General features: G+C 41.6%; 25 protein-coding genes. 4 read left to right on the forward strand and 21 right to left on the reverse strand.

Annotation, left to right across the window (positions count from 1 at the left end):
* The first annotated feature begins 48 nt into the window (after positions 1–48).
* Complete coding sequence (gene thiT / locus ACXM1Q_RS00735) at positions 49–603, forward strand: energy-coupled thiamine transporter ThiT (protein ID WP_458515409.1); 555 nt, start codon at positions 49–51, stop codon at positions 601–603.
* A complete protein-coding gene (locus ACXM1Q_RS00740) occupies positions 600–1,049 on the forward strand; it encodes an ASCH domain-containing protein (protein ID WP_458515410.1) in 450 nt (149 codons plus the stop codon). Before thiT ends, ACXM1Q_RS00740 begins: the two co-directional genes overlap by 4 nt.
* Positions 1,050–1,714: 665 nt before the next feature.
* On the opposite strand, the gene ACXM1Q_RS00745 is transcribed toward ACXM1Q_RS00740, so the two are convergent.
* The 7 genes from ACXM1Q_RS00745 to uvrA all read right to left on the reverse strand — a co-directional run bounded on the left by ACXM1Q_RS00745 (position 1,715) and on the right by uvrA (position 7,781).
* The gene (locus tag ACXM1Q_RS00745; protein ID WP_458515411.1) at positions 1,715–2,008 is read right to left on the reverse strand and encodes a bacteriocin immunity protein; all 294 of its coding nucleotides are present in this window, start codon (positions 2,006–2,008) and stop codon (positions 1,715–1,717) included.
* On the reverse strand, positions 2,009–2,236 hold the full coding sequence (locus ACXM1Q_RS00750) for a garvicin Q family class II bacteriocin (protein ID WP_458515412.1): 228 nt from the start codon (positions 2,234–2,236) through the stop codon (positions 2,009–2,011).
* Between the two features lie 193 nt (positions 2,237–2,429).
* A complete protein-coding gene (nusB, locus tag ACXM1Q_RS00755; RefSeq protein WP_458515413.1) occupies positions 2,430–2,870 on the reverse strand; it encodes a transcription antitermination factor NusB in 441 nt (146 codons plus the stop codon).
* A complete protein-coding gene (locus ACXM1Q_RS00760) occupies positions 2,863–3,249 on the reverse strand; it encodes an Asp23/Gls24 family envelope stress response protein (protein ID WP_458515414.1) in 387 nt (128 codons plus the stop codon). The genes nusB and ACXM1Q_RS00760 overlap by 8 nt, the downstream gene beginning before the upstream one ends.
* 12 nt (positions 3,250–3,261) lie before the next feature.
* The gene (efp, locus tag ACXM1Q_RS00765) at positions 3,262–3,822 is read right to left on the reverse strand and encodes an elongation factor P (RefSeq protein WP_135038641.1); all 561 of its coding nucleotides are present in this window, start codon (positions 3,820–3,822) and stop codon (positions 3,262–3,264) included.
* Between the two features lie 61 nt (positions 3,823–3,883).
* Positions 3,884–4,945: a M24 family metallopeptidase gene (locus ACXM1Q_RS00770; protein ID WP_458515415.1), complete on the reverse strand. Its 1,062-nt coding sequence runs from the start codon at positions 4,943–4,945 to the stop codon at positions 3,884–3,886.
* Positions 4,946–4,949: 4 nt separating this feature from the next.
* Positions 4,950–7,781 (reverse strand): excinuclease ABC subunit UvrA, encoded by a 2,832-nt coding sequence (gene uvrA, locus ACXM1Q_RS00775; protein ID WP_458515416.1) that lies wholly within the window; start codon positions 7,779–7,781, stop codon positions 4,950–4,952.
* A 153-nt stretch (positions 7,782–7,934) separates the two neighbouring features.
* On the opposite strand from uvrA, the gene ACXM1Q_RS00780 reads away from it, so the two are divergent.
* Both ACXM1Q_RS00780 and ACXM1Q_RS00785 read left to right on the forward strand, forming a co-directional pair.
* A complete protein-coding gene (locus tag ACXM1Q_RS00780; protein ID WP_135038647.1) occupies positions 7,935–8,879 on the forward strand; it encodes a magnesium transporter CorA family protein in 945 nt (314 codons plus the stop codon).
* A gap of 14 nt (positions 8,880–8,893) precedes the next feature.
* Entirely contained in the window at positions 8,894–9,565 is a 672-nt protein-coding gene (locus ACXM1Q_RS00785) for a DUF1129 family protein (protein ID WP_458515417.1), read from the forward strand.
* 305 nt (positions 9,566–9,870) lie between these two features.
* Here ACXM1Q_RS00785 and ACXM1Q_RS00790 read toward each other — a convergent pair whose 3' ends face one another.
* From ACXM1Q_RS00790 to ACXM1Q_RS00855, 14 genes are all read right to left on the reverse strand, one after another.
* Entirely contained in the window at positions 9,871–11,043 is a 1,173-nt protein-coding gene (locus tag ACXM1Q_RS00790) for a low temperature requirement protein A (protein WP_458515418.1), read from the reverse strand.
* Between the two features lie 138 nt (positions 11,044–11,181).
* The gene (locus ACXM1Q_RS00795; protein ID WP_458515419.1) at positions 11,182–12,564 is read right to left on the reverse strand and encodes a DUF4767 domain-containing protein; all 1,383 of its coding nucleotides are present in this window, start codon (positions 12,562–12,564) and stop codon (positions 11,182–11,184) included.
* A 9-nt stretch (positions 12,565–12,573) separates the two neighbouring features.
* Positions 12,574–13,305: a hypothetical protein gene (locus tag ACXM1Q_RS00800; protein WP_458515420.1), complete on the reverse strand. Its 732-nt coding sequence runs from the start codon at positions 13,303–13,305 to the stop codon at positions 12,574–12,576.
* Positions 13,306–13,453: 148 nt separating this feature from the next.
* The gene (locus tag ACXM1Q_RS00805) at positions 13,454–14,380 is read right to left on the reverse strand and encodes a DUF6574 domain-containing protein (protein ID WP_458515421.1); all 927 of its coding nucleotides are present in this window, start codon (positions 14,378–14,380) and stop codon (positions 13,454–13,456) included.
* A gap of 160 nt (positions 14,381–14,540) precedes the next feature.
* Positions 14,541–15,686, reverse strand: coding sequence for a glycoside hydrolase family 3 protein (locus tag ACXM1Q_RS00810; RefSeq protein WP_458515422.1), 1,146 nt, complete (start codon positions 15,684–15,686; stop codon positions 14,541–14,543).
* A 93-nt stretch (positions 15,687–15,779) separates the two neighbouring features.
* Positions 15,780–16,418: a deoxynucleoside kinase gene (locus ACXM1Q_RS00815; protein WP_458515484.1), complete on the reverse strand. Its 639-nt coding sequence runs from the start codon at positions 16,416–16,418 to the stop codon at positions 15,780–15,782.
* Between the two features lie 613 nt (positions 16,419–17,031).
* On the reverse strand, positions 17,032–17,271 hold the full coding sequence (gene rpsR / locus ACXM1Q_RS00820; RefSeq protein ID WP_135038614.1) for a 30S ribosomal protein S18: 240 nt from the start codon (positions 17,269–17,271) through the stop codon (positions 17,032–17,034).
* A 24-nt stretch (positions 17,272–17,295) separates the two neighbouring features.
* The gene (locus tag ACXM1Q_RS00825; RefSeq protein WP_458515423.1) at positions 17,296–17,787 is read right to left on the reverse strand and encodes a single-stranded DNA-binding protein; all 492 of its coding nucleotides are present in this window, start codon (positions 17,785–17,787) and stop codon (positions 17,296–17,298) included.
* An 11-nt stretch (positions 17,788–17,798) separates the two neighbouring features.
* Positions 17,799–18,089, reverse strand: coding sequence for a 30S ribosomal protein S6 (gene rpsF / locus ACXM1Q_RS00830; protein ID WP_135038617.1), 291 nt, complete (start codon positions 18,087–18,089; stop codon positions 17,799–17,801).
* Between the two features lie 120 nt (positions 18,090–18,209).
* Positions 18,210–18,776 carry a glucosaminidase domain-containing protein gene (locus tag ACXM1Q_RS00835; RefSeq protein ID WP_458515424.1) on the reverse strand — a complete coding sequence of 189 codons (567 nt, stop codon included), beginning with the start codon at positions 18,774–18,776 and terminating at the stop codon, positions 18,210–18,212.
* Between the two features lie 65 nt (positions 18,777–18,841).
* Positions 18,842–19,672, reverse strand: coding sequence for an energy-coupling factor transporter transmembrane component T family protein (locus ACXM1Q_RS00840; RefSeq protein ID WP_458515425.1), 831 nt, complete (start codon positions 19,670–19,672; stop codon positions 18,842–18,844).
* Positions 19,669–21,339: an ABC transporter ATP-binding protein gene (locus tag ACXM1Q_RS00845; protein ID WP_458515426.1), complete on the reverse strand. Its 1,671-nt coding sequence runs from the start codon at positions 21,337–21,339 to the stop codon at positions 19,669–19,671. Before ACXM1Q_RS00845 ends, ACXM1Q_RS00840 begins: the two co-directional genes overlap by 4 nt.
* 87 nt (positions 21,340–21,426) lie before the next feature.
* On the reverse strand, positions 21,427–21,972 hold the full coding sequence (locus ACXM1Q_RS00850) for an ECF-type riboflavin transporter substrate-binding protein (protein ID WP_458515427.1): 546 nt from the start codon (positions 21,970–21,972) through the stop codon (positions 21,427–21,429).
* Positions 21,973–21,981: 9 nt separating this feature from the next.
* A complete protein-coding gene (locus ACXM1Q_RS00855; RefSeq protein ID WP_135038628.1) occupies positions 21,982–22,815 on the reverse strand; it encodes an SAM hydrolase/SAM-dependent halogenase family protein in 834 nt (277 codons plus the stop codon).
* Positions 22,816–22,952 lie beyond the last annotated feature (137 nt).

A 22,952-nucleotide genomic window follows, 5' to 3' on the forward strand; every position in this document is an offset into this window, starting at 1 on the left:
TATCCATGACCTTACCACTCCTTGGCTGTTGCTGAAAGGAGTTTTTCTATGTCCAAAAAAATGCTTGTTCTAACCGAGGCTGCCATCTTTGCAGCTTTGGCCATGACCCTATCCCTTATTCCTGACTTCGCTTCCTGGTTCACTCCTTCTTTTGGAGCGGTTCCTCTTATTTTAGTTTCCCTTCGTAGAGGTTTAAAAGCAGGGCTTTTAGCAGGACTTTGTTGGGGACTGCTTCATTTTCTACTCTCCAAAGTCTACTATCTGAGCCTTCCTCAAGTTATCATTGAATATATCCTAGCCTTTCTAACTATGGGATTGGCGGGGCTCTATGCAACTCCCCTGAAACAAGCTTTGGCGCAAAAGGAAATCACTAAAGCTTTTAGTCTTGCTGCCTTGGCTGCTACAACTGCCATCTTAGTACGTTACTTCTTCCATTTCTGGGCGGGAATCCTCTTTTGGTCTGACTATGCTCCAGAAGGAATGTCACCTTTCCTCTACTCACTGAGCGTTAACGGGACCGCAGGGGCTCTGACCTTGCTCTTTAGTCTTTTAGTTGTTTTACCTTTATTAAAAGTTCAGCCCCGATTTTTTTTAGAAAAATGAAAAAAGAAATACAGACATATTGGCAGAATTTCTGCTCCAAAAAGAATCTCCCTCTTCAAACTCCATACCAAGCTTGGAGTTTCGGGGATACGCCTGAGCTGGCCAATGAATTAGCCGACTTAGTCAAAATCGGAAAAAAGACAGCCACTACATCCGCCTTTGAGCTCTATGAAAAGGACGAACCCTTGCCTCAAGTCGGGGAATATAATATCATCCTTGATGGTTCCCAAGATCCCGTGTGCATCACCCAAACAAAGGAGATCCTCCTGATTCCCTACAAGGAAATCACGCCCGACCAAGCTCGTATGGAAGGAGAGGGAGATCTGAGTTATGCCTATTGGAGAGAGGTTCATGACGCTTTCTTTAAGCCCTATTTCCAAGAAGCAGGCTTAGATTTCAAAGATGATGCGATGATGGTCTTTGAAATCTTCGAACGTGTGGATTAAAAGTCAATCTCTATCTCTAAATGCAGATTACAACATATTCTCAAAAAGACCATCCCGAGCTAGGTATCTAGATGGTCTTTTTGAGTTCTAACGAATCCGCTCGAATGATAAACCACCAGTAGAACTACTTAGGCTATTTCAACTAGGATCTGTCCTCTTCCCCCACTTAATTTCTGCCAATATAAAGCCCAGCCAAATCAAAACCAAGATCAGATAACCTAGACGAAAGCCGTCCAAAAATTGGGCAAGACTCCAAAGAAGGGGAAAAACATCCACAAAAGACACCTTTTTAAAAAGGTTACGGTATTTCCAGTAAACAACTATTTCTATCACTAAAAACAATAATAAAAAGTATAAAGCCATAGTATAACTCCATTTTTCAAACTTAAAAGATAGGGGGCTTTGAATGCCCCCTCCAACTATTTTCGGAGTGTCTAGAAAAAATGATTTACTAGTCTCTACGAGTTTGTGCTAGCTTCATTTTACCACCTATCTAAGGTTTTCAAATCAAAAAATCCTAAACTGTCATTCAAACGTCCTGAATGGTAAAATTTTGAAAAAGCACAACATAGTATATTTGCTTGTATAACTGAGCCTAAATCCTTTAACACTAGTTGTTGCCACCAAAAAAGTCGGGATCTATTCCCGACTTTCACGAAAGCTTATTAAAAAAAGTTGCCCAAGGAGGCCAGTCCTCTTGCCTTCTCTTCTTCAACCCGACCTATGAAAGCGACTTGCTTATAGAAATCAGCTAAATCCGGACTTAAGCCCTCCTCCCCAATCTTCTGAAGAGATAAAAGGCGTATATCCTCAACCATTGTTAGAAAACGATGTTTCCAGTGTGTATTGGAAGCGATTAAGTCTTGCTTGTAAGCGAGTAGGATTTTCCGCTCATCCTCCCGCAAGTTTGGACTCAATAATAGATTGTAATAGTGCTCCAACAATTCTTCTTCCTTCATTTAAGATCTACCTCCTGACCAATATCCACCAGCTATCGATGATACCCAACCATTTACGACCGTATCTTTGGTTGCTTCAAAGGGTGACTTGGTTACAATATAGCCCCACTGTCCATTGGGATAGCGGCAAGAATAGCCATTAGCACCTGCCATCACAAATTCACAGGTGCCAGCTGTCCCTGCAAGTAGGTTTTGCAACTCAGATAAAGAAAGTGAATGTGTTTTCATCTTTTACCTCCAATCTGCTTTTGAGTATAGCATTGCTTTCTGCTTTTTAAACCAAAAAGTCCTAAAATGTCATCCAATCGTCCTGAATGGTCATTTTTTAAAAGTATCGACTATAAATATTATCAGTTAAAAAGATCAGCTGCCTAGCCAAGCTATCTAAAAAGTGCTAGAGAGTCACTCTAGCACTGTATCTTTAATTCGATGCTTCCGCTTCTTCAACATAGGCCGATAAGACCCCATTTACAAAGCGCGCTGATTTTGGTTCTGAGAAGGTCTTTGCTAACTCCACCGCTTCGTTGACCGCAACGACGGCTGGAGTTTCTTCAAAATAAAGTATTTCAAAAAGACCCAAACGAAGAATATTCTTCTCAATCAACGTTAGGCGGTCCAAAGTCCACCCTGATTTCAACTTAGCAGCAATTTTCTGATCTAAGTCTTCCCGGTGGTTTTGGACACCTTGGACAAGGTTTAGAAGAAAGACCGGAACTTCTCGTTCCTCTTCAACAGCTTCCTTATCATAGTTATAAGCAAAAGCGACAAGGCCCAACGAATCCTCTTGGAACTCTAATCCCATGAGGGTCTGAAAAGCCCGTTCACGTAAATCACGACGAGTTTCCTGTTGCACTTTAGCCATTTAGAAAGTCCTCGTTGAACAGGTCTTTCAAGTCTGGTTTTGGCGTTTTCTCTGGAACAATTCCGGCAACATGAAGGTTGACCGCTGCCAATTCCATTTCTAGATAATTACGAACAGCTGTTTTAACCGTTTTTTGGATTTCCATTGCCAAGTTAGGAACAGAAACTCCATATTCCAAGTAAAGATAGATATCCACAACCTTCTCATCTGCCTGCATATCTTCGATATACACACCACGGCTTGAATTATTTTTAATCAAGCTATCTGACATGTTTTTATTTGCAAAGGAATGAACCCCATCCACTTTAGCAGTCGCAATCGCGATGATTTTCTCTAAGACCCGAGGGGCAATAATAATGTCACCTGATTGTTGCGTCATAGCTGGTCCTTTCTAGGCACGGGATACGTAAGTACCTTCTTGAGTATTAATAATCAATTTTTGACCAATTTCGATAAAGTCTGGAACGTTAACAACCAAACCAGTTTCAAGTGTCGCTGGTTTTCCAGAACCAGTTACAGTCGCACCCTTGATAGATGGTTGCGTATCTGTAACAGTCAATTCAACCGTTGTTGGAACAGTGACCCCAATCACCTCAGTACCATAGAATTGGATTTTCACTTCAGAGTTTTCCAAAATGAAACGAAGTTCATCTTGTACCGCTACTGTTGGAATTTCATATTGCTCAAAGCTCTCTGTATCCATAAAGTAAGCTGTATCATCCATTTGGTATAGGTAGGTCGCAGTCCGACTCTCGATAATAGCTTGTTCAAATTTCTCATCAGGACGATAAGTCGTATCAAACGTAGAACCATTCCGAACATCGCGCAATTTCATACGCATAACGGTATTTCCCTTACCAGGTTTGTGGTGGCTGGCTTCCAATACGCGAAGCAATTTTCCATCTGACGCTACGAAAGTCATTCCAGCTCTTAGTTTACTTGCATCAATCATGCTTGAATACCTCTTCAAATATAAATTTTTCTCTTCATTCTATCACAATTTAAGGTAAACCTCAAATGATGATCAGCTCCTTAGGTGCCTTAGTTAAAACCTGGCAGCCTCCTTCTTTAATCCATAGATCATCTTCAATCCGCAGGCCATATTTACCATCTAAGTAAATACCAGGTTCATCGGTCACGACCATTCCAGATTGAAGCCTTTCTTCTGAGCCAGCCCGGAAGAAAGGCTCTTCATGGACTTCAAGCCCCATCCCATGACCAATCGAATGGCTAAAGGCTGGACCATAGCCCGCTTGGTCAATTAAAGACCGGGCAGCTTGGTCAAAGTCTGTCAACAACATACCCGCTTGTGCCTGATCGATAACTGCCTGATTAGCCTCCAAAACCAATTGATGCAAGGCAGCCTGCTCATCGTTCACATGGTCTAAATAAATGGTCCGAGTCATGTCCGATACATAGTGATTAAAGACACAGCCAAAATCTAAGGTCAAACTATCTCCGGACTGGAGCTGACGCTGACCTGGATGAGCATGAGGCATGGCTGAATTGGGGCCAGAAGCTACAATGGAATCAAAAGACAAGCCACTAGCTCCTAATTCCCGCATACGGAAATCTAGGAAGTTGGCAATTTCCAGCTCTGTTTTCCCAAGCTTAATAAATTCAAGAGCATCCATAAAGGCCTGATCGGATATCTTACAGGCTTCCTGAATCACCGCAATCTCAGACTCATCCTTAATAATCCTCAAGTCCTCCACTAGATTAGCTTCTGCCACAAGCTCTTGAGCTGACAAGCGATTGGCCAATTCCTGGTAGTAATGGTAGGGGACGGTTGGCTCAAAACCAATCCGCTTCAATCCTCGATCCCTAACAAGTTTCTCCACCTCTGCCAATTCTAAGCGAGTCTCTATAAAACGAATCGCTGGATGAAGAATATCTTTGGCCGCTAAAGTATAACGGGAATCCGTGAAAAAAGTTACGGCATCTGGCTCTACAAAAATAGTTGCATTAGAACCCGAAAAACCCGTTAGGTAATAGATATTGGTCAGGTTATTCACCAAAAAACCATCCAAATCACGCGCCACTAATACTGCCTGTAATTGTTCCAATCGTTTCATAAACCTAAATCTCCTCTAATTTTGCTTGTAGGTAACGCCCTGTATGGCTAGCAGGGTTTGCAGCTACTTCTTCTGGAGTTCCAACAGCAATAATCTGACCGCCTCCAACTCCACCTTCTGGTCCCAAATCAATAATATGATCGGCTGTTTTGATAACATCCAAATTATGCTCAATCACAAGAACTGTATTGCCTTCTTCGACAAAACGGTCCAAGACTTTTAACAGACGCGCAATATCTTCTGTATGAAGACCTGTTGTTGGCTCATCCAAAATATAAAAAGACTTCCCATTAGAACGTTTATGTAGCTCTGAAGCTAATTTCATCCGCTGTGCTTCTCCTCCAGATAAAGTTGTAGCCGGTTGTCCCAAAGTCACATAGCCCAAGCCAACATCCTTAATGGTCTGAAGCTTCCGCTGAATTTTTGGAATATGTTGGAAAAATTCAACAGCATCATTAACAGTCATATCCAAAATTTCTGCGATATTTTTTTCTTTATAGTGAACCTCGAGGGTTTCGCTGTTATAACGTGTCCCATGACAAATTTCACAAGGAACATAGACATCCGGTAGAAAGTGCATTTCAATCTTGATGATTCCATCACCTGAACAAGCCTCACAACGTCCACCCTTGACGTTAAAACTAAAACGACCTTTCTTGTAACCTCGGATTTTAGCTTCATTGGTTTGAGCAAAAAGATCTCGAATATCGTCAAAGACACCTGTATAGGTCGCTGGATTGGAACGAGGGGTCCGTCCTATAGGACTCTGGTCAATATCAATCAACCGCTCAACCTGATCGATTCCCGTAATCGTTTTAAAACGACCAGGCTTCTCCGAATTACGATTAAGCTCCTGAGCCATGGCTTTTTTAAGAATGGCATTCACCAATGTGGACTTCCCAGAACCTGAAACACCTGTTACAGCCACAAATTTCCCAAGTGGAAACGATGCAGACACATCCTTCAAATTATTCTCACTAGCTCCTGTAATGTCGATTGTTTTACCATTACCAGCTCGCCGCTCTGTTGGAACTGGAATGGAGCGTTTACCAGACAAATACTGCCCGGTCAAGGAATTCTTATCCTTGGCCACTTGATCAGGGGTCCCAGAGGCCACAACCTGACCACCAAAAACTCCTGCTCCAGGACCAATATCAATCAACCAATCCGCTGCCCTCATGGTATCTTCATCATGCTCCACGACAATCAAGGTATTGCCTAAATCACGCATTTTTTGAAGACTCTCAATCAGGCGGTCATTATCACGCTGATGCAAACCAATAGACGGTTCATCCAAGATATAAAGTACCCCACTCAAATTCGAACCAATCTGTGTCGCTAAACGAATTCGCTGACTTTCCCCTCCTGAAAGAGTTCCTGCGGTTCGAGAGAGGGTTAGGTAATTCAAGCCGACATTGTTCAAGAAAGAAAGACGATCATGGATTTCCTTAACAATAGGTTTCGCAATCGTTGATTCCGTCTCCGTCAATGTTAGCCCTTCTACATAGGCCAGGTGATCTGCAACAGATAGGTCTGATACCTGTCCAATATGAAGACCATCTTCTCCACCTACACGAACAGAAAGTGCTGGTGGATTCAAGCGATATCCCTTACAAGTTCCACAAGTCAGCTCATTCATATATGTCCGCATAACATTCCGAGTGTAGTCACTGCTGGTTTCCCGATAACGGCGACTAATATTGTTTGCCACCCCTTCAAAAGGAATCTCAATATCTCGTACACCACCAAATTCATTTTCATAGTGAAAGGCAAATTCCCGTCCCCCAGAACCAAAGAAAATCAAGTCCTTATCTTCTTGGGCCAAGTCTTCAAACGGAGTATCCATATCAATTCCAAAGGCAGCCATGGCCTGCTCCAACATTTGAGGATAGTAATTAGACGAAATGGGATTCCAAGGGGCCAGGGCACCTTCTCTTAAGGTTTTTCCAGAATCTGGAACAACAACATCTAAATCAACTTCAAGCTTCATCCCAAGTCCATCACAGACTGAACAAGAGCCAAAGGGAGCATTAAATGAGAACAATCGAGGTTCCAATTCTGGTACGGTGAAACCGCAAACGGCACAGGCATAATGCTCGGAAAAGAGCAGCTCCTGGCCATCCATGGTATCAATCATCAAGTAACCTTCCGATAGGCGTAAGGCAGCCTCAACAGAATCAAAAAGTCGAGAACGGATACCCTCGCGAAGGACAATCCGATCCACAACGATTTCAATGTCGTGCTTCTTACTCTTAGAAAGCTCAGGTACTTCTGTGATGTCGTAAATTTCTCCATCTACACGAACCCGGACATAACCATCCTTTTGAATTTTAGCCAGGAGATTCTTGTGTTGCCCTTTCTTCTTACGAAGGACAGGAGATAGTACCTGAAGTCGTTGACCTTCGGGTAATTCCAAGACCTGGTCTACAATCTGCTCTACTGAAGAAGCCTCAATGGCTCCGTGGCCATTGATACAGTAGGGTGTCCCGACACGGGCATACAGCAGGCGGAGGTAGTCATTAATTTCTGTAATAGTTCCTACAGTCGAACGGGGATTCTTACTGGTTGTCTTTTGGTCAATGGAAATCGCCGGGCTAAGACCATCGATGGAATCAACATCTGGTTTATCCATATTACCCAAAAATTGACGGGCATAGGCGGATAGAGATTCGACATAGCGACGTTGCCCTTCCGCATAAAGGGTATCAAAAGCCAAACTAGACTTCCCTGAACCAGATAAACCCGTGATGACGACTAGCTTGTCTCGGGGAATGGTCACATCGATATTTTTTAAATTATGGGCGCGTGCGCCATGAATAACAATTTTATCCTGCATACAATCCTCTCTTTTTCTGTTCCTCCATTATATCAAAAATGCCTCAAAAACTGGTCCTAAAACCGATAGGTATAGAATTCTCCAACAATAGAAAAAGCTTGATTTTGAGCCTATTTAAGATATAATGGAAAAGAATGAGAAAAGGAGGGGACCATGAGACAGGTATTTTTATCAACAACAACCCAATTCAAGGAAATTGACCATATGGAATCTGGTTCTTGGATTAACCTGATCAATCCCACTCAAAGTGAATCGATTGAAGTGGCTAACGAATTTGACATTGATATCACCGATTTACGAGCCCCTCTGGATTTGGAAGAGATGTCGCGGGTTACCATTGAGGACAACTATACCTTGATTATTGTTGACGTTCCCATTACCGAAGAGCGAAACAATAAAATTTATTATGTCACTATCCCGCTAGGAATTATTTTGACAGATGAGGTCATCATTACTACCTGCCAAGAAGATATTCCATTGCTCGATGTCTTCGTACAACGACGTTTACGAAATTTTTACACCTTTATGCGCTCCCGCTTTGTCTTTCAAATTTTGTACCGCAATGCGGAGCTTTACCTTACCGCCCTTCGTTCCATTGACCGTAAGTCCGATCAAATCGAGACTGTCCTGTTAGAAGCTCCACGTAATGAAGAACTCATTGAACTCATGGAGTTGGAAAAAACCATCGTCTACTTTAAAGCCTCCCTCAAAACCAATGAGCGTGTGGTCCGTAAATTAACGTCATCTTCCTCTTCAATCAAAAAATACCTGGAAGATGAGGATCTACTAGAAGATACCCTTATTGAAACTCAACAGGCTATTGAAATGGCCGATATTTATGGAAATATTTTACGGAGTATGACGGATACCTTCGCCTCTATTATTTCCAACAACCAGAACAACATTATGAAAGCCCTAGCCTTGGTCACTATCGTAATGTCCATTCCAACCATGATTTTCTCAGCCTATGGAATGAACTTCAAAAACAACGATATGCCTCTCAATGGTGAGCCCCACGCCTTTTGGATCATCATTGCCATTGCCTTTGCAATGAGCCTTTCATTAACCTTGTATATGATTCATAAAAAATGGTTCTAAGAGAAAGGAAGTTTATGTCATTTGAAAATCTAACCAAAAAGAATCAGCAATATCTACGCACAGTCCAAAAATTATTGGAACAAGCGGGAAAAAATTCAACCGAAATTGATGAATTACTTGCAACTATTCTCCCTGAGATTGAAGAAAAACAAGCTCGCGGTTTCACTGCACGAGCACTCTTTGGAACTCCAACCCAATGGGTTCGCAGTCAGCTTGAAGGCTCACATCCTGAGACAGAAGAACAAGCGGACACCAATGACAATCCATGGCTAATGTGGTTGGAATCCACCCTCTTCCTACTCGCTTTTGTCGGACTTGGGATTGGATTGATCAACCAATTTGTTCCAGACAGTCCGAGTTATGGACTGCTAACACTGATTAGCATGACTACCGGAGGAGGAGCTGTTTTTTACGCCCTCTACCATTTTATTTATCGCTATTACGAACCTCAGTATGAGGGGGAACGTCCCAATGTTCGCCGTGGCTTCCTTTTTGTCGGACTCATTCTGCTGGCCTGGATTGGTCTCATTACTCTTTCAGAAAGTGTACTCATCGGGATTAATTTACCACTTCCAAGTTTTGCTCTCATCCTAATTGGAGCAGCAGCTTTTGGAGTTCGCTGGTGGCTCATGCGTACCTACAATATTAAAAATGCTCGTATTAATCCCCGCCGTCGTCCGCTTTAACAAAACATTCTTAGTTGTGAAATCCTCCCAATCGTTAGCTACAAACTCTAATGATTGGGGGGATTTTTTGAAATGATCAATAGAATTCCCCGGAATTGAAAATTGATTGAAAGTAAACCTCACCGACCGGTTCCCCTTGACTCCTCTCTACCAAGTAGAGGGAGCCTTTTAAACTGAGACAAGTAATTCGGAATACGATTGATTATTATGAAAAACAAAGAAAAGGACTGGATTCTGTTCAATACAGGATTCAGTCCTTTTCATAATCATTTGTCTAACTGTTTGAAATCCGTTTAGATTTTTTCTTAAGAAAAATCTCGAAGATTCAAACGTCTATCCGGCTGTGGCAGTCCCTGTGCCTGCCGAGCTTTTTTCCGAAAACGGAACACATAAAAGCCTAGCAAATAGGAACTGAGCGATAATATGAGAGATAAATACAAAACATTGTTACCGCTGAACCAAAGAGCTACCAAAGCTCCTGTAAAAAGAACAAAAAGGTGATAATAATTCTTTCTACCTAGTTTATAATAGGGATAATTGTAGATTGAAGTCCCATAAGTTCCTATATAAAACAAAAGAACACCCGCCAAAAATAAGAAATGTCCTAAATCCGCATGATGAGTATCCGTTAGAAACTCTACCGATACAGTAAAGAAATTAATCCCCAAAACAATCACCAAATGGAGATAAAATAAGGGAGCTACGAACTTCTGAGAATGATGATCCACACCAAGAAAGGTTTGTGACATGTAATTCATAAACATACTAGCCATTCCAAAGAAAAGGAAAGCTCCTGTCAAAAAGGCTTCGTCTAATGGGTAAGAGCCAATAATCGCAATCACAGCTTCCCCAAAGGACAAAATTGTAATTAATTGTCCACGCTCTACAGCATGAGGGAAATTCGTTGGCAACTCCTCACGACCTCGATAAAAAAAGGTAACAAAGACGAGCGGAAGTATCATCGGGAATATATATACAAAAGACATCCAAAAACTCCAGCCAGCAATCCCCAAAATAAAAGGAAGCAACAGAAACATGTAAAGCATTAAGGACAGAATCGATAATTTCATATCTCGATTAAATCCTTGTTGCCGTCCTTTAATAACATACTGCAATATGATAATCCCATAGGCTACAAACAAGAGACTATTAAACAGCCATACGATTGGACTTCCTGCACCAAGTTCCGTCGTTTCCAAATGAAAATTCATTGCCAAATGCCCAACGACAAACATCAATGCAATAACAGTATAAATATCCGCTCGTCTAGAATCCCCATATTTCTGATAATAAAGAACCTCATTAAACCAAATGGTCATTAAAACAATATTAGCCAGCACGAATAATAAAACATTTTGAAAACCAATCTGTTCCATATGAAAAGATCCATTTAATTCCCGCAAGGCTAAAACAAAGGCCAAATCAAAGAAGAGTTCATAATTGGAAACCCGCTTGGCCAAACCAACTCTATTCGACATACTATTCCTTCCTTCTAAAAAATACAGACCCCATTGTAACAAATCACCTTACAAAAAGAAAGCACGTAAAAAGCCGGAAAAGATATTTCCGACTAACCTATTTGGACACTAAAAATTTAAGCCCCCATCGAAGAACTGTTACTGATTAGCAATGCTTGCAAAACCGGCTCGTAAATCAGCATTGGCTGTTTCTCTAAGATATAGTACAGGGCCATCCCATTGATTGGTATATAAAACAATTGGAGAACCTGAACGATCAAATGCAAAATAATAGATGTGATTAACAGAATTATTCAAATACTGGTAATTTGCTACTACCTTGTAATCTGCATCTCCACGCCCATCAGCCGAAACTTTAAGACTAACAGCATTTCCACCAACATTAAAGGACCAGCCTTCTATTAGTTTCGTTCCTTTATCCTCATACCCTGGCTGATTCATCGAATTTCCCCAGCTAACCATAAAATCTGCTAAGGCTGCATCTTTATCGCTATTCCATAAAGCTGGTGTAGCAATCTCAGTTTGAGAGTCTTTCTTTTCAAAACTGGAAGGTTCCAAAGTCTCCTCTTTCTTATCCGCGAAAATACTTTGAACCTCCTTTAATGAAGAAGCATTCATAAGAAAATTTTGATAGGCTTTCTGCATATCCTGTGGAGCTTCTTGGAACATTTTTTCACCCTTCGCATGATTGGTGTAATAAACTTTTCCGTTTGAAGCCAGTAGAACAGAATAATTTTCCTTCTCAGTGTCTATAAGTTTTTGACCTAAATAAGTTTTTCCCATCCCTGCAGCAGGTATTAGCTGGTCCTCAGGTACACGTAGTTTCAAAAATTTTTCGAATTCATCGTTAACACTTATATAATAAGCATGGGTAGAATCTTTGAGAGAGTAAATTCGAAAAACAATAGCATTATCCGTAAAATCTTTTACTTGATCACTAGAGACTTTCATTCCCAAAAGACGTAGGTCATATCTATCTCTTTCTTCAACCAGATTGAGATTACTTTCTTTAGATGCTTCTTCTAGACTACCAGGTGAAGTCCAACCAAAACCAGCCAAAATATCACCATCAACTGATTCTTTGGTAATCACATGGGCAGAACCCGTTCCATGCGTTGGCAAAGTTGTGGACCGAATAACAACTGCATCTTTTCCATATGGACTATCATATAACCATTTCCCAAAATTTTGGGAAACCAGCTTAACTTCTTCCTCACTGAGCTGCTCAATTTTCTCAGCATAATCCACTTCTTCTGAATCTTGACTAACTGACTGGGATACAGAAGTTGGGCTATTTCCGGATTGGCTGTATACATAGTAACCACCAGCCAAAAGTAGAAATACTATAAAAATGGTTCCCCATATCCAGCTAGGAATGCCTATGGCAGATTTTTGACTTGGTTGAACTTGAGCAATTTGTGGGTGCGGAAAGCCAGTTTGTTTGGCCTGCATAAATTCTTCAGGTGTTGGCTTGCGACCAAAAAGCTGTTCAAATGCTTGAGACCAATCTTTTGCGTTCATCCTCTTCTCCTAACCTAACATTTCTAATAACGGTCCAAGGGCAAAATAACCTAAAACCATAGCCAAAGCAATGGTCAAAAGTACAACCGCAATTATGGTCAGAATACGCAAAATTCGCATACCCGTTGAGGCTTGCTGCGGATTTTGATTGGCAGCAGCTTGCGTGACATGGCTTGGGGTTAATGTTGCTGGGTTCACTGGCGGAACAAGATTCGCTGCTAGTTCTACAGTTCCAAGAGCTTGTGTAGTTGCTGCTTCTACCTCATGATTTTCCTGAGAGACTCCCGCTACTTCTTGTATCCTCTCAGTTGCAGCAACAGCTTGAGCAGGTTGAGGTTTTTCTCTTACCACAGATTCAGATTTTGACTGAACTCCCGGTTCCTCTGGCATTTCTACAATCTGAGTAGAATGAACTTCTCCGGTAATCATAGGTTCTGAACGAAGTTGAGTTACGGCCTCCTCTGAAGAACTTGCTTGAGATTCTAGTACTAGTTTCTCGTCTACTCCTAGATTACCCATTGCGGGGAATCCTTGTGCTTTAGCTGCCATAAATTCTTGGGGTGATGGCGTTCTTTTATAAATTTCTGTAAACAATGCCGTCCAGTCGGCAGCTGTCAACGATTCTGAACTTTCCATCACCAGTTCCGGAAAACCAGCCTTTTTAGCCTCCATAAACTCTTGAGGCGACGGTTCCCGTCCTTCAATTTTTTTAAAAGCATCCGACCATTCCTTACCTGTCATCTTTTCTCCTCTTTCATATCAATTTCTCTTAGAATAACATCATTAGAATGTGATTACAAGATGTATTTAACTAATGATTAAAAGGAACTAGAAAAAGGTCCATGGATGTAACAAGCATGGACCTCATTCATATTTAACCTAGATTGAACTAGTAAAGGGAAATAAGTTTTACTAGATATTCACCAGCAATCATCATTGATAAGACACCAAAGACAAATAGTACTAATCCGTTCACAATAACCGCAAGAATATACTTATAAAACATATCCAAAGATGATACATCGCGCGAGTGGGCTAAGGCAAAAGTTGTGGCTAGTCCAAATACCAGCACGCTAAGAATAATTAGGATAAAGGCAATTGAGTAAACATCGATTAAGACAAATAGAGTTGCTAATGTCATCATAACAATATTCACAGAGAATAAACGTCCATACCAATCAAAGGCCTTGGTTAATGTAAATTGTGTATCGCTATAAACAAAGCGCTTAGTTACAAATCCGGCAAAAATAATGGCGAATAGATATAAACCAGCTCCAACTAAAATTGCCATAAAGGCTGAGAATCCCACTGGATTACTCATCAAAGAAGTTGAACTTCCAGAATAATAGTTGTTAATGCCATTCATGAAATTTGACCCAAATCCCATAGACTTACGAGCAATAATGAAAATTGTCAAAGTATAAAATAAAGTCAATAAGCCAAAAGCTATCCATCCATTTGCAGGCGTTGTCTGTACTTCTGATGTTGGTGCTTTTAAGGCTGATACAAACCAATTCCAGAAGTCAGTAGACGTTTTTTTAATTTGTTCCTGATGTTCTGGAGATACCAATGGTGCTACTTGGGGTGTAGGTGGTACTTGATCCGGTTGGACAGCTGTTGATTGAACAGGTGGTACTTGATTTGTTTGAGTAGCTTCTGAAGCCACTGATGTATCTGCACTTGCTTGCACAGCCTGCGGTTGGCTTACAGGTGAATCTACAATCTCACCCTTTTCCACAGCTGCTGCCACTTCTTCTCCAGTAGCAGGGCGTCCATTAATAGCTTCAAAATATTCTAACCAATCTGAACGATTCATTATGATCTCCTCTTCTTCCTAAACTTTTCTATGAAATTTCCAAATAAACACTCAAATATTATACCGTTTCAAAACCTTAATGACAATAAGTTTAAGATCATTTTTCTGCAACCAATATAGGGAAACATCGGATCTACTGAAATACCCGTTTCTCCTCAGCTTACTTTAAGAGTCCTAGATCGTATTTCCAAGCTAAGATCCGTTTAACAGACTGATCAATGCGTTTTTCTGTTAATTCACCTTCTTCAATTTTATCCAAAAGGTATTGAATTTGAGTGCTATAACTAGATCCTAAGATAAGATCGTTTCCAGCTTGAATGACCTGAAATGCTGCCTCATCTTGATTAACAAAGTCCGCTAAACCAGCCATATCCAAATCATCTGTCATAATAACTCCCTTAAAATTCAGTTCCTGTCGAAGAATATCGGTAACTTTTTTAGAAATCGATGATGGAACAGAATCAACCTGACTAAGAATATTATGAGATACAAGAATGCTATCTGCTCCTTGTGCAATTCCAGCTTTAAAAGGAAGGAAATCAGATTTTCTTAAACTCTTTAAAGATCTATTATCTCGAATGATATCCGTATGACTATCCCCATTATTACCATAACCAGGGAAATGCTTCAACGTAGAGCCCAGCCCCTCCTGCTTAAAGGTTTGAACAACCTCAGCAACATAGTCGGCTGTTGTTTCGGCATCTTGTCCAATAGTTCGAGGATAGATAAAAGCATTGGAATCTGTGGCTACATCTGCTACAGGTGCCAAACCAGCATTGATGCCTGCTCCCTGAAGAATTTGGGATTTTCGTTTTGCATCCGCTACAATGGCGTCCATTCCACCTTCCTGATAAAGTTGCATGGGGGATAGAAATGGTTTGCTGATAATACTGCTAATCCGAGTAACAGTGCCACCTTCTTCATCTGATCCTATCAACAGTGGAATTTTAGAAGCTTCTTGAAAACCATCCGTTAATTCTCGAATCCCTTGAACGGTCTGACCTTCAAAATCTTTACCAAATAAGATGTAGCCGCCCAAATGGTAATTCTGAATATCTTTAATTTGGTTGGAATAGGGAAGACGTGCCCAAAAGAGCTGTCCGACCTTTTCTTCCAGCGTCATATCCTTTAGTAACTTTTCAATCGTTGCGTCTTTTTTACTGCTCACTTTCTTTTCCACCTGCTCAGGTCTCTGCTTCCTGTCTGTAGTCTCTACTTTTTTATGAATCGTTATCATCAAAAATAGACCCAGGAAAAATAAGAGGTAAAAGAGAAAAAAGGCAATGGGTTTTATTTTTCTTCTCATACTTTTTATATTATAGCATCTATCCTTAACCTAGACTAGGCTATTTTTGGCAAATGAAAAACCCGAACTCAAAAAAAGACTTCGGGCCCTGTTCTAGTTTCTGATTTCTGCTAGAGCCTGTTCGACCTGCCGGATAACTTCTCTCATAGCCTCTTCATCGTTAACAAAGTCAAGCTGATTACCATCAATTCGTACCTTAGGGCTTTTATCATAAGCGTCATACCAGTCTGGGTAGGCACTATGAACTTGCTGGTAATAAGTCTCTAAATCTGGATTACCATCAATTTGCTCATAATCCCGACCACGAAGTGCAATTCGATACAACATCGTTTCAAAAGAAACATCAATATAAATCAATAGATCCGGAGCTTTTTTAGGCATCCCTTCTAACTCTTCCATCATATTATCCAGTAATTCGTGGTAAACCTGATGTTCTTCCTGTGTAACATTACCATTCCTATAATTCAAATCCAAAAAGAGTGCATCTTCAAAGATAGAACGGTCCAAAATGTTATTATCATGAGTGTAAGCCTGCTTTATGCTCTTGAAACGCTTATTTAAAAAATAAATTTGTAAAAGAAAAGCATACTTCTCTGGATTTTTATAATACAAATCCAAAACAGGATTGTCATCTACCGATTCATAGAAAACTTCTGTCCCAAAATGCTCCCCCAAAGCCGCTGCCAACGATGATTTTCCGGCACCAATGGTACCCGCTAAAACTAACAAAATTTTCATTCCCTCCTTAGAATTTGAGCAAGTCTTTTCAACATCAAGGTTGAATATCTCAAAAAATTCAATTACTCCCTAATACTGTATCACAATCGGCTACTTCTTCCTAGACTCTAGCACTAAAAAATCAAAAAACACATATCCAATAATTAACCGCCGACTAATCATAGACTACTAATTCCCACTAGATTACGTATCATTTCCTTCTAAAATACCATGGACAAAACGATGAATTCCTTGGAAATCTCTATTAAACAGAAAATGAGCCTCCAACCTGAACTCGATGACTTCCTGCGGAAGTAACATTCTACAAAAAAAACGGTCCACTGAACAAAGCGATGGATTCCTCGGGAATCTCCATTAAACAGAAAATGAGCCTCCAACCTGAACTCGATGACTTCCTGCGGAAGTAACATTCTACAAAAAAACGGTCCACTGGACCTGCAGATGGCTTCCTTCGGAAGCTACATAAAACAGAAAATGAGCCTCCAACCTGAACTCGATGACTTCCTGCGGAAGTAACATTCCACAAAAAAACGGTCCACTGGACCTGCAGATGGCTTCCTTCGGAAGCTACATAAAACAGAAAATGAGCCTCGTTGGAGGCTCATTTTTAATCTTCGTTTACGTAAGGCATCAAAGCCATTACGCGTGCGCGTTTGATAGCGTTTGTAACTTTACGTTGGTTCTTCGCTGAAGTACCAGTTACGCGACGTGGAAGGATTTTTCCGCGTTCTGAGACGAAGCGGCTTAGAAGTTCTGTATCCTTGTAGTCAACGTATTCAATTTTGTTTGCTGCGATGTAATCAACTTTTTTACGGCGTTTGAATCCGCCACGACGTTGTTGAGCCATTTTGTTCTCCTTTATTTATTTGTCTTAGAATGGAAGGTCATCATCAGAGATATCCATTGGACTGGTTGCACCAAATGGACTATCATTTCGAGAAAAGTCTGGCATTGCAGGTTCTGAGCTTACTGGACTAGCAGCTGGAGCTGATCCAAAGCTGTTAGCACCAAAGCTAGAGCCAGCCGTATTCCCTTCTCGTACAGCACGACTTTCCAACATTTGGAAGTTGTCAGCTACGACTTCAGTAACATAAACACGCTGTCCTTGCTGGTTCTCGTAGTTACGAGTCTGAATCCGTCCCGTAATTCCGATTAGTGTACCCTTCTTCGCCCAGTTAGCCAAATTTTCAGCTGGTTGACGCCAAATGACTACATTGATGAAGTCTGCTTCACGCTCACCATTTTGACTCTTGAAAGTGCGATTCACAGCTAAGGTGAAAGTCGCCACTGCAACATTCGATGGGGTATAACGCAAATCTGCGTCACGGGTCATACGACCAACAAGTACAACATTATTAATCATTTGTTACCTTCTTACGCGTCAAGTTTAACGATCATATGACGAAGAATGTCGCCATTGATTTTTGAAAGACGATCAAACTCACGAAGAGCTGCATCATCGTTCGCTTCAACGTTCACGATGTGGTAAAGACCTTCACGGAAATCTTGGATTTCGTAGGCAAGGCGACGTTTTTCCCAGTCTTTAGACTCAAGGATAGTTGCACCGTTGTCTGTCAAGATTGCGTCAAAACGCTCTACCAAAGCTGCTTTAGCTTCTTCTTCAATGTTTGGACGAATAATATAAAGAATTTCGTATTTAGCCATTGATATGTTCCTCCTTTTGGACTAATGACTCGCCTCAAGACGAGTAAGTGAGGGATATTCTCACAAGATACTATTATACAAGAAACTCTTACCAAAGGCAAGAGTTTTTTACTATTTCGTTCAATAATCGTATTGGGTCAAATTATACTGCTCTATCAAGCGATTGAGTTTAACATTATAGGACGAATCTGTCGCATAGGTTCCTGTTAAAGCTTGGGTAGCGTCTTGATAGGAAGTCGTATTAATCTTCCATGTGCCAGCATACATAGGCTGTGAAAGTACAAGTGCATAGTCTGTCAAAGAAGCATAATAAGAAGGATAACTACGGAACTGGTCGTGAATTTCATACAGATCACCACTGCCATCATCCTCGGTCGTCAAAAAGTTAGCCCCTTCTCCTTGATAGGTTCCCTTAATCCCAAATAAATTGTAGTGCGGAGGCTGAGACAATCGACTCGTTCCACGATCCGATTCCAACATAGCTTGGGCAATCATCACCGAAGCATAGAGGCCATATTGATCCGCCACCATTTGGGCATCTGCCGCAATGCTCTGCACAAAATAATCCTCAGTTGGCACGGTATAATTCTCTTGCTCGGTCATCACCATCTGATTTGCAAGGAAACCCAGAGCAAGAGTTCCCAAAGACAAGACTAAGAGTCCTAGCCCTTTTTTTCTTTTCGGCATTCTTGACACCTTTCGTCCATTTTTCTTTTAGTCTAACAAGAAAAAAGAAGGATGTAAAGACAAAACTAGGATTGCCATGGATTGTAAAAACGACTTCCTTGAACCCACATCAAGTAAAGAGCCAACAGCAACGAAATCACAGCTATCCCTAAAATAAGGTAGTCTTGCCAAGCCCAAGCTTGGGTCCAATACCAGGTACGGCGTTTCTCCTTACCGAAACGTCTCAGTTCCATCGCACGAGAAATCGTCTCAATACGCTCCAAAGACGTCAAAATTAGTGGAAAGAGGATTAAGGCATTCCCTCGAATACGAGCAACAAGTGGTTGTTGAGGGGATAAATCTAGCCCACGCGCCTCCTGAGACCTACGAATCATCACAAAATCCTCTTGTACATCTGGAATATAGCGCAGCGTTAAACTTACGGCGTAAGCAATCCGATAGGAAACTCCAATCTGATTCAGACTCGCCGCAAATTGACTCGGATGGGTCGTCAAAAGAAAAACTAAGGCCAATGGAAGAGTCGCCACATACTTGAGAAACAGATTCCCTAGATAAAACAGTTGCTCCTGAGTCAAATGATAAGGGCCAATGCCCTCCCAAATCAAATGACGACTCGCATAAATATCCACTCCATACTCCGGAGCAAAAAGATAGACCATGAGTAGATTCATAGCTGCGAAAAAAGAAGCAAAATAAATGACCCAGCGAATACTCCTCCAGGAAATTCTAGATACATACAGTGCCATTAGAGATAGGAGAGCTATCCCCAGTAACAGACGCGTATCGTAAGTAATCATAGCCGCAACCGAAATCAACAGGAAGAAAAGAAATTTACTAGCACCGCTCAATCTATGAATCCAGCTTGTCCCCGACTGATAGCCGATAAAATTGTTCATGCCTTTCTCCCCCTCTCTTGATAAAACTGCGATAGAGCAATCGGATCCACTTGTAACTTATCCGCTAAATGGAAAAGCGAAGTTGTCCGTAAATGAGCCTTAGCCAAGAGTTCCGGCTGGGAGAGAAGCTCCCGTGGATTTTGGTCTGCCAAAATCCGACCCTGATCCACTACTAACGCACGATTCGCATATTCAAGCATGAGCTGCATATCATGCGTAATCAGGACAATAGCATGCCCCAAATCCGCTAACTCTTGCAGAAAATCCATCATCTCTCGATAGTGAGCCTGATCTTGACCAGCAGTCGGTTCATCCAAAATTAAAACCTGAGGCTCTAATACCAAAATCGCTGCTATTGTGACCCGTTTTTTCTGACCATAGGATAGAGCGGATATGGGCCAATTACGAAACGGTGTTAAACCACAAATCTCTAAAACCGCTGCCACCCTAGAAGTCACCTCCTCTTCCGATAGACCTCTAAGCCTTAAGCCCCGCGCAACCTCATCAAAAATCATGGTTTGAGAAATCATCTGGTTTGGGTTCTGCAAAACATACCCAACCTGCCGAGCTCGATCTGTCAACGATTGCTCAGACAGTTCCTGCCCCTGCCAGAAATACTGCCCTTGAGCCGGTAGGTAACCTGACAGTAGTTGAGCCAAGGTCGATTTTCCCGTTCCATTTTTCCCAACTAAAGCTACCAACTCTCCTTTTCGTAGTTGGAGATCTAAGCCATCAAAAATAGCAGGCCTATCTGGATACGCAAATCTCAGCCGATTCCACTGAGCCAACACTTCTCCTGCTGGCTCTTCTTCCACTTGAACAGACTCCGGTAAGGAAAGAGCGGGTAGTTCTAAGGCTGTCAAATCATCTAGGGGCTGGCTGGCTCTTAAATCCATTCCTAACTCTCTAAGTGCTGTTAAATACAGGGGTTCCCGAATTCCGACTCGCATCAACTCAGAACTAGCCAGTAATTGATTCGGAGGACCATCAAAAGCAACTTGACCATCTTCCACAAGAACAATCCGATCGAGGCCTAGTTCCAGTACTTCTTCGAGACGATGCTCAATGATAACCAGAGTCGACCCTGTCTCTTCATGAAGTCGGCTTAGTAATTGCAAACTTTCATGAGCAGCCTGGGGATCTAGGTTGGCTAACGGCTCATCAAATAACAAGAGGGGACTTTCGTCAATCAGAACACCCGCTAAGCCAACCGCCTGTTTCTGACCTCCTGACAAATCCTGTGGTCGCTGATGTGCTAAAGATGTCAACCCTAATCGTTCTAACCAATAAGCCACCTTCTCCCGAATAAGAGACGTCTCCAAGGCGTCATTTTCCAAAGCGAAGGCCACGTCTTCTGCAACAGTTTGACCAATAAACTGACCATCCGTATCTTGAAGAATACTGGAAATTAGTAAGGAGCGTTGCACAATGCTAGAAGCTATCAAGTCTTGTCCCTTAAACAAGAGTTGCCCCTGAATATGACCTTCGTAAACGTGGGGAACTAAGCCATTGAGACATTGTCCCAATGTTGACTTCCCAGATCCCGAAGGGCCAATAATGGCTACTTTTTCTCCTCTCTGAATGTCCAGATTGATATTTCTCAATGTCGGCTCTGCCTGACTCTGGTACTGAAAGGAAAAATTTTTAAACTGAATCAGTGGTGTCACCGTGGTTCTCCCTCTTTTTTTCTTTCATTTTATCATAGTGAGATGGGAAAAGGACAAAATTCACAAGTTGAATTTTGTCCTTTGAGCTTATTCTTTGGTCAAACTACCCGTTTTGACTTGATTACGAACATAAAGGCTTAGTAAGAGACTTCCTGCAATGGCAACTGTAACTGAATTTGTCAATCCTGCCACCACACCTTGAGCAAATACCTTAGTAACTGGCTCCGTATAAATCAGAATATCTCCAATCGGAGCCACTAGTCCCCAGAGGACGAGATTGGTGATTACCTGAATCAGATTAAAGGTTAATAGTCCTTTTGAATTGAGTTTGCCAGCTTGCAATTGTATCGCCTTACTAGCACTTCCAACAGCCAAACCAAAAAGACCTGAAGCGAGAACCCAAGACCACCAAGGACTTCCACCTCGAAGTAAATCAATATTCGCATGGCCAATAAAACCGACAAAAAAGCCAACAACGGGTCCGTAAATGACTGCAAGTAAGGCCTGAACAGCATACTGCAGTTGAATATAGGTATTTGGAATCGGAGTGGGAATGCTAATCAGACCAACAACAATAAAAAGGGCTGCTCCCACACCAATCGCGACAACTTGCTTAATGGATAATTGTGACATAATAAACTCCTAAATCTTTTTCAACTGGATAGACCATTGGGGTCCCACACCAACATTATAGGCTTTGGAGAAGGAACCTTGATTAATGGCTAGCCCGATACGGTAAACCGAATTTACATAAAGGACAGGCTGTCCAATGCGAACATCTGCAAAGGACTTGCCATAAACGACTTGATTTTGGTAGACCAGCATATCATTGTTATAGATAGTAACTTCAAAGCGATCTCCAAATTCGGGATTAAGGTTCTGGAAATCTTCTCGTTTAATGGAGGTCCACAGGGAGCCAAAGCGAACATCTAGAATCTCGACAACTCCTTGGACCCAGTCAGGTCCCTGAGTTGTTTCAACAACTGGAATTTCAACAATGTGCTCCACACTTAATGCGGGTCCCACCTCTTCAAAAGTCATGTGACCACTAGCTAATTTAGCGCCAGTATAGGCATAGACATCACGACCATGGAAAGTATAAGAATGCTCCGTATTGGCACGGCGGTTGGATACCTCAGAAATTTCCCGCACAGCCAGCACCTCATCCTTGATATAAGATAAAGTACCATTATCCGGTGTTACAATATACTGATTTCTCTTGGTCAAAGCCACGACACTTTTTCGTTTGGAGCCAACTCCAGGGTCAACAACGGAGACAAAAGTTGTACCCTCTGGCCAATAATCAATCGTTTGAAAAAGTCGATAACTGGCCTCTTCAATGTGATAAGGTGTGATCTCATGTGTCAGATGATGAATGTTCAAATCTCGTGCTTCTTCTAAGGCCACTCCAATCATGGCCGAGACTGCACCATCTACTAACCCAAAATCCGATTGTAACACTAACAAGTGGTTCATAGTACCTCCCAGTAGCAAGTTTTTACTACCCTTCTATCCTATCAGATTTTTCAGCCACTACCAAGGCTATTTTTCTTATTAGGGCCATTAAATTTTTTTATACAGAAAAAAACCAGATGATTCTCATCATCCGGTCT

Source organism: Streptococcus sp. 10F2, assembly GCF_054331515.2.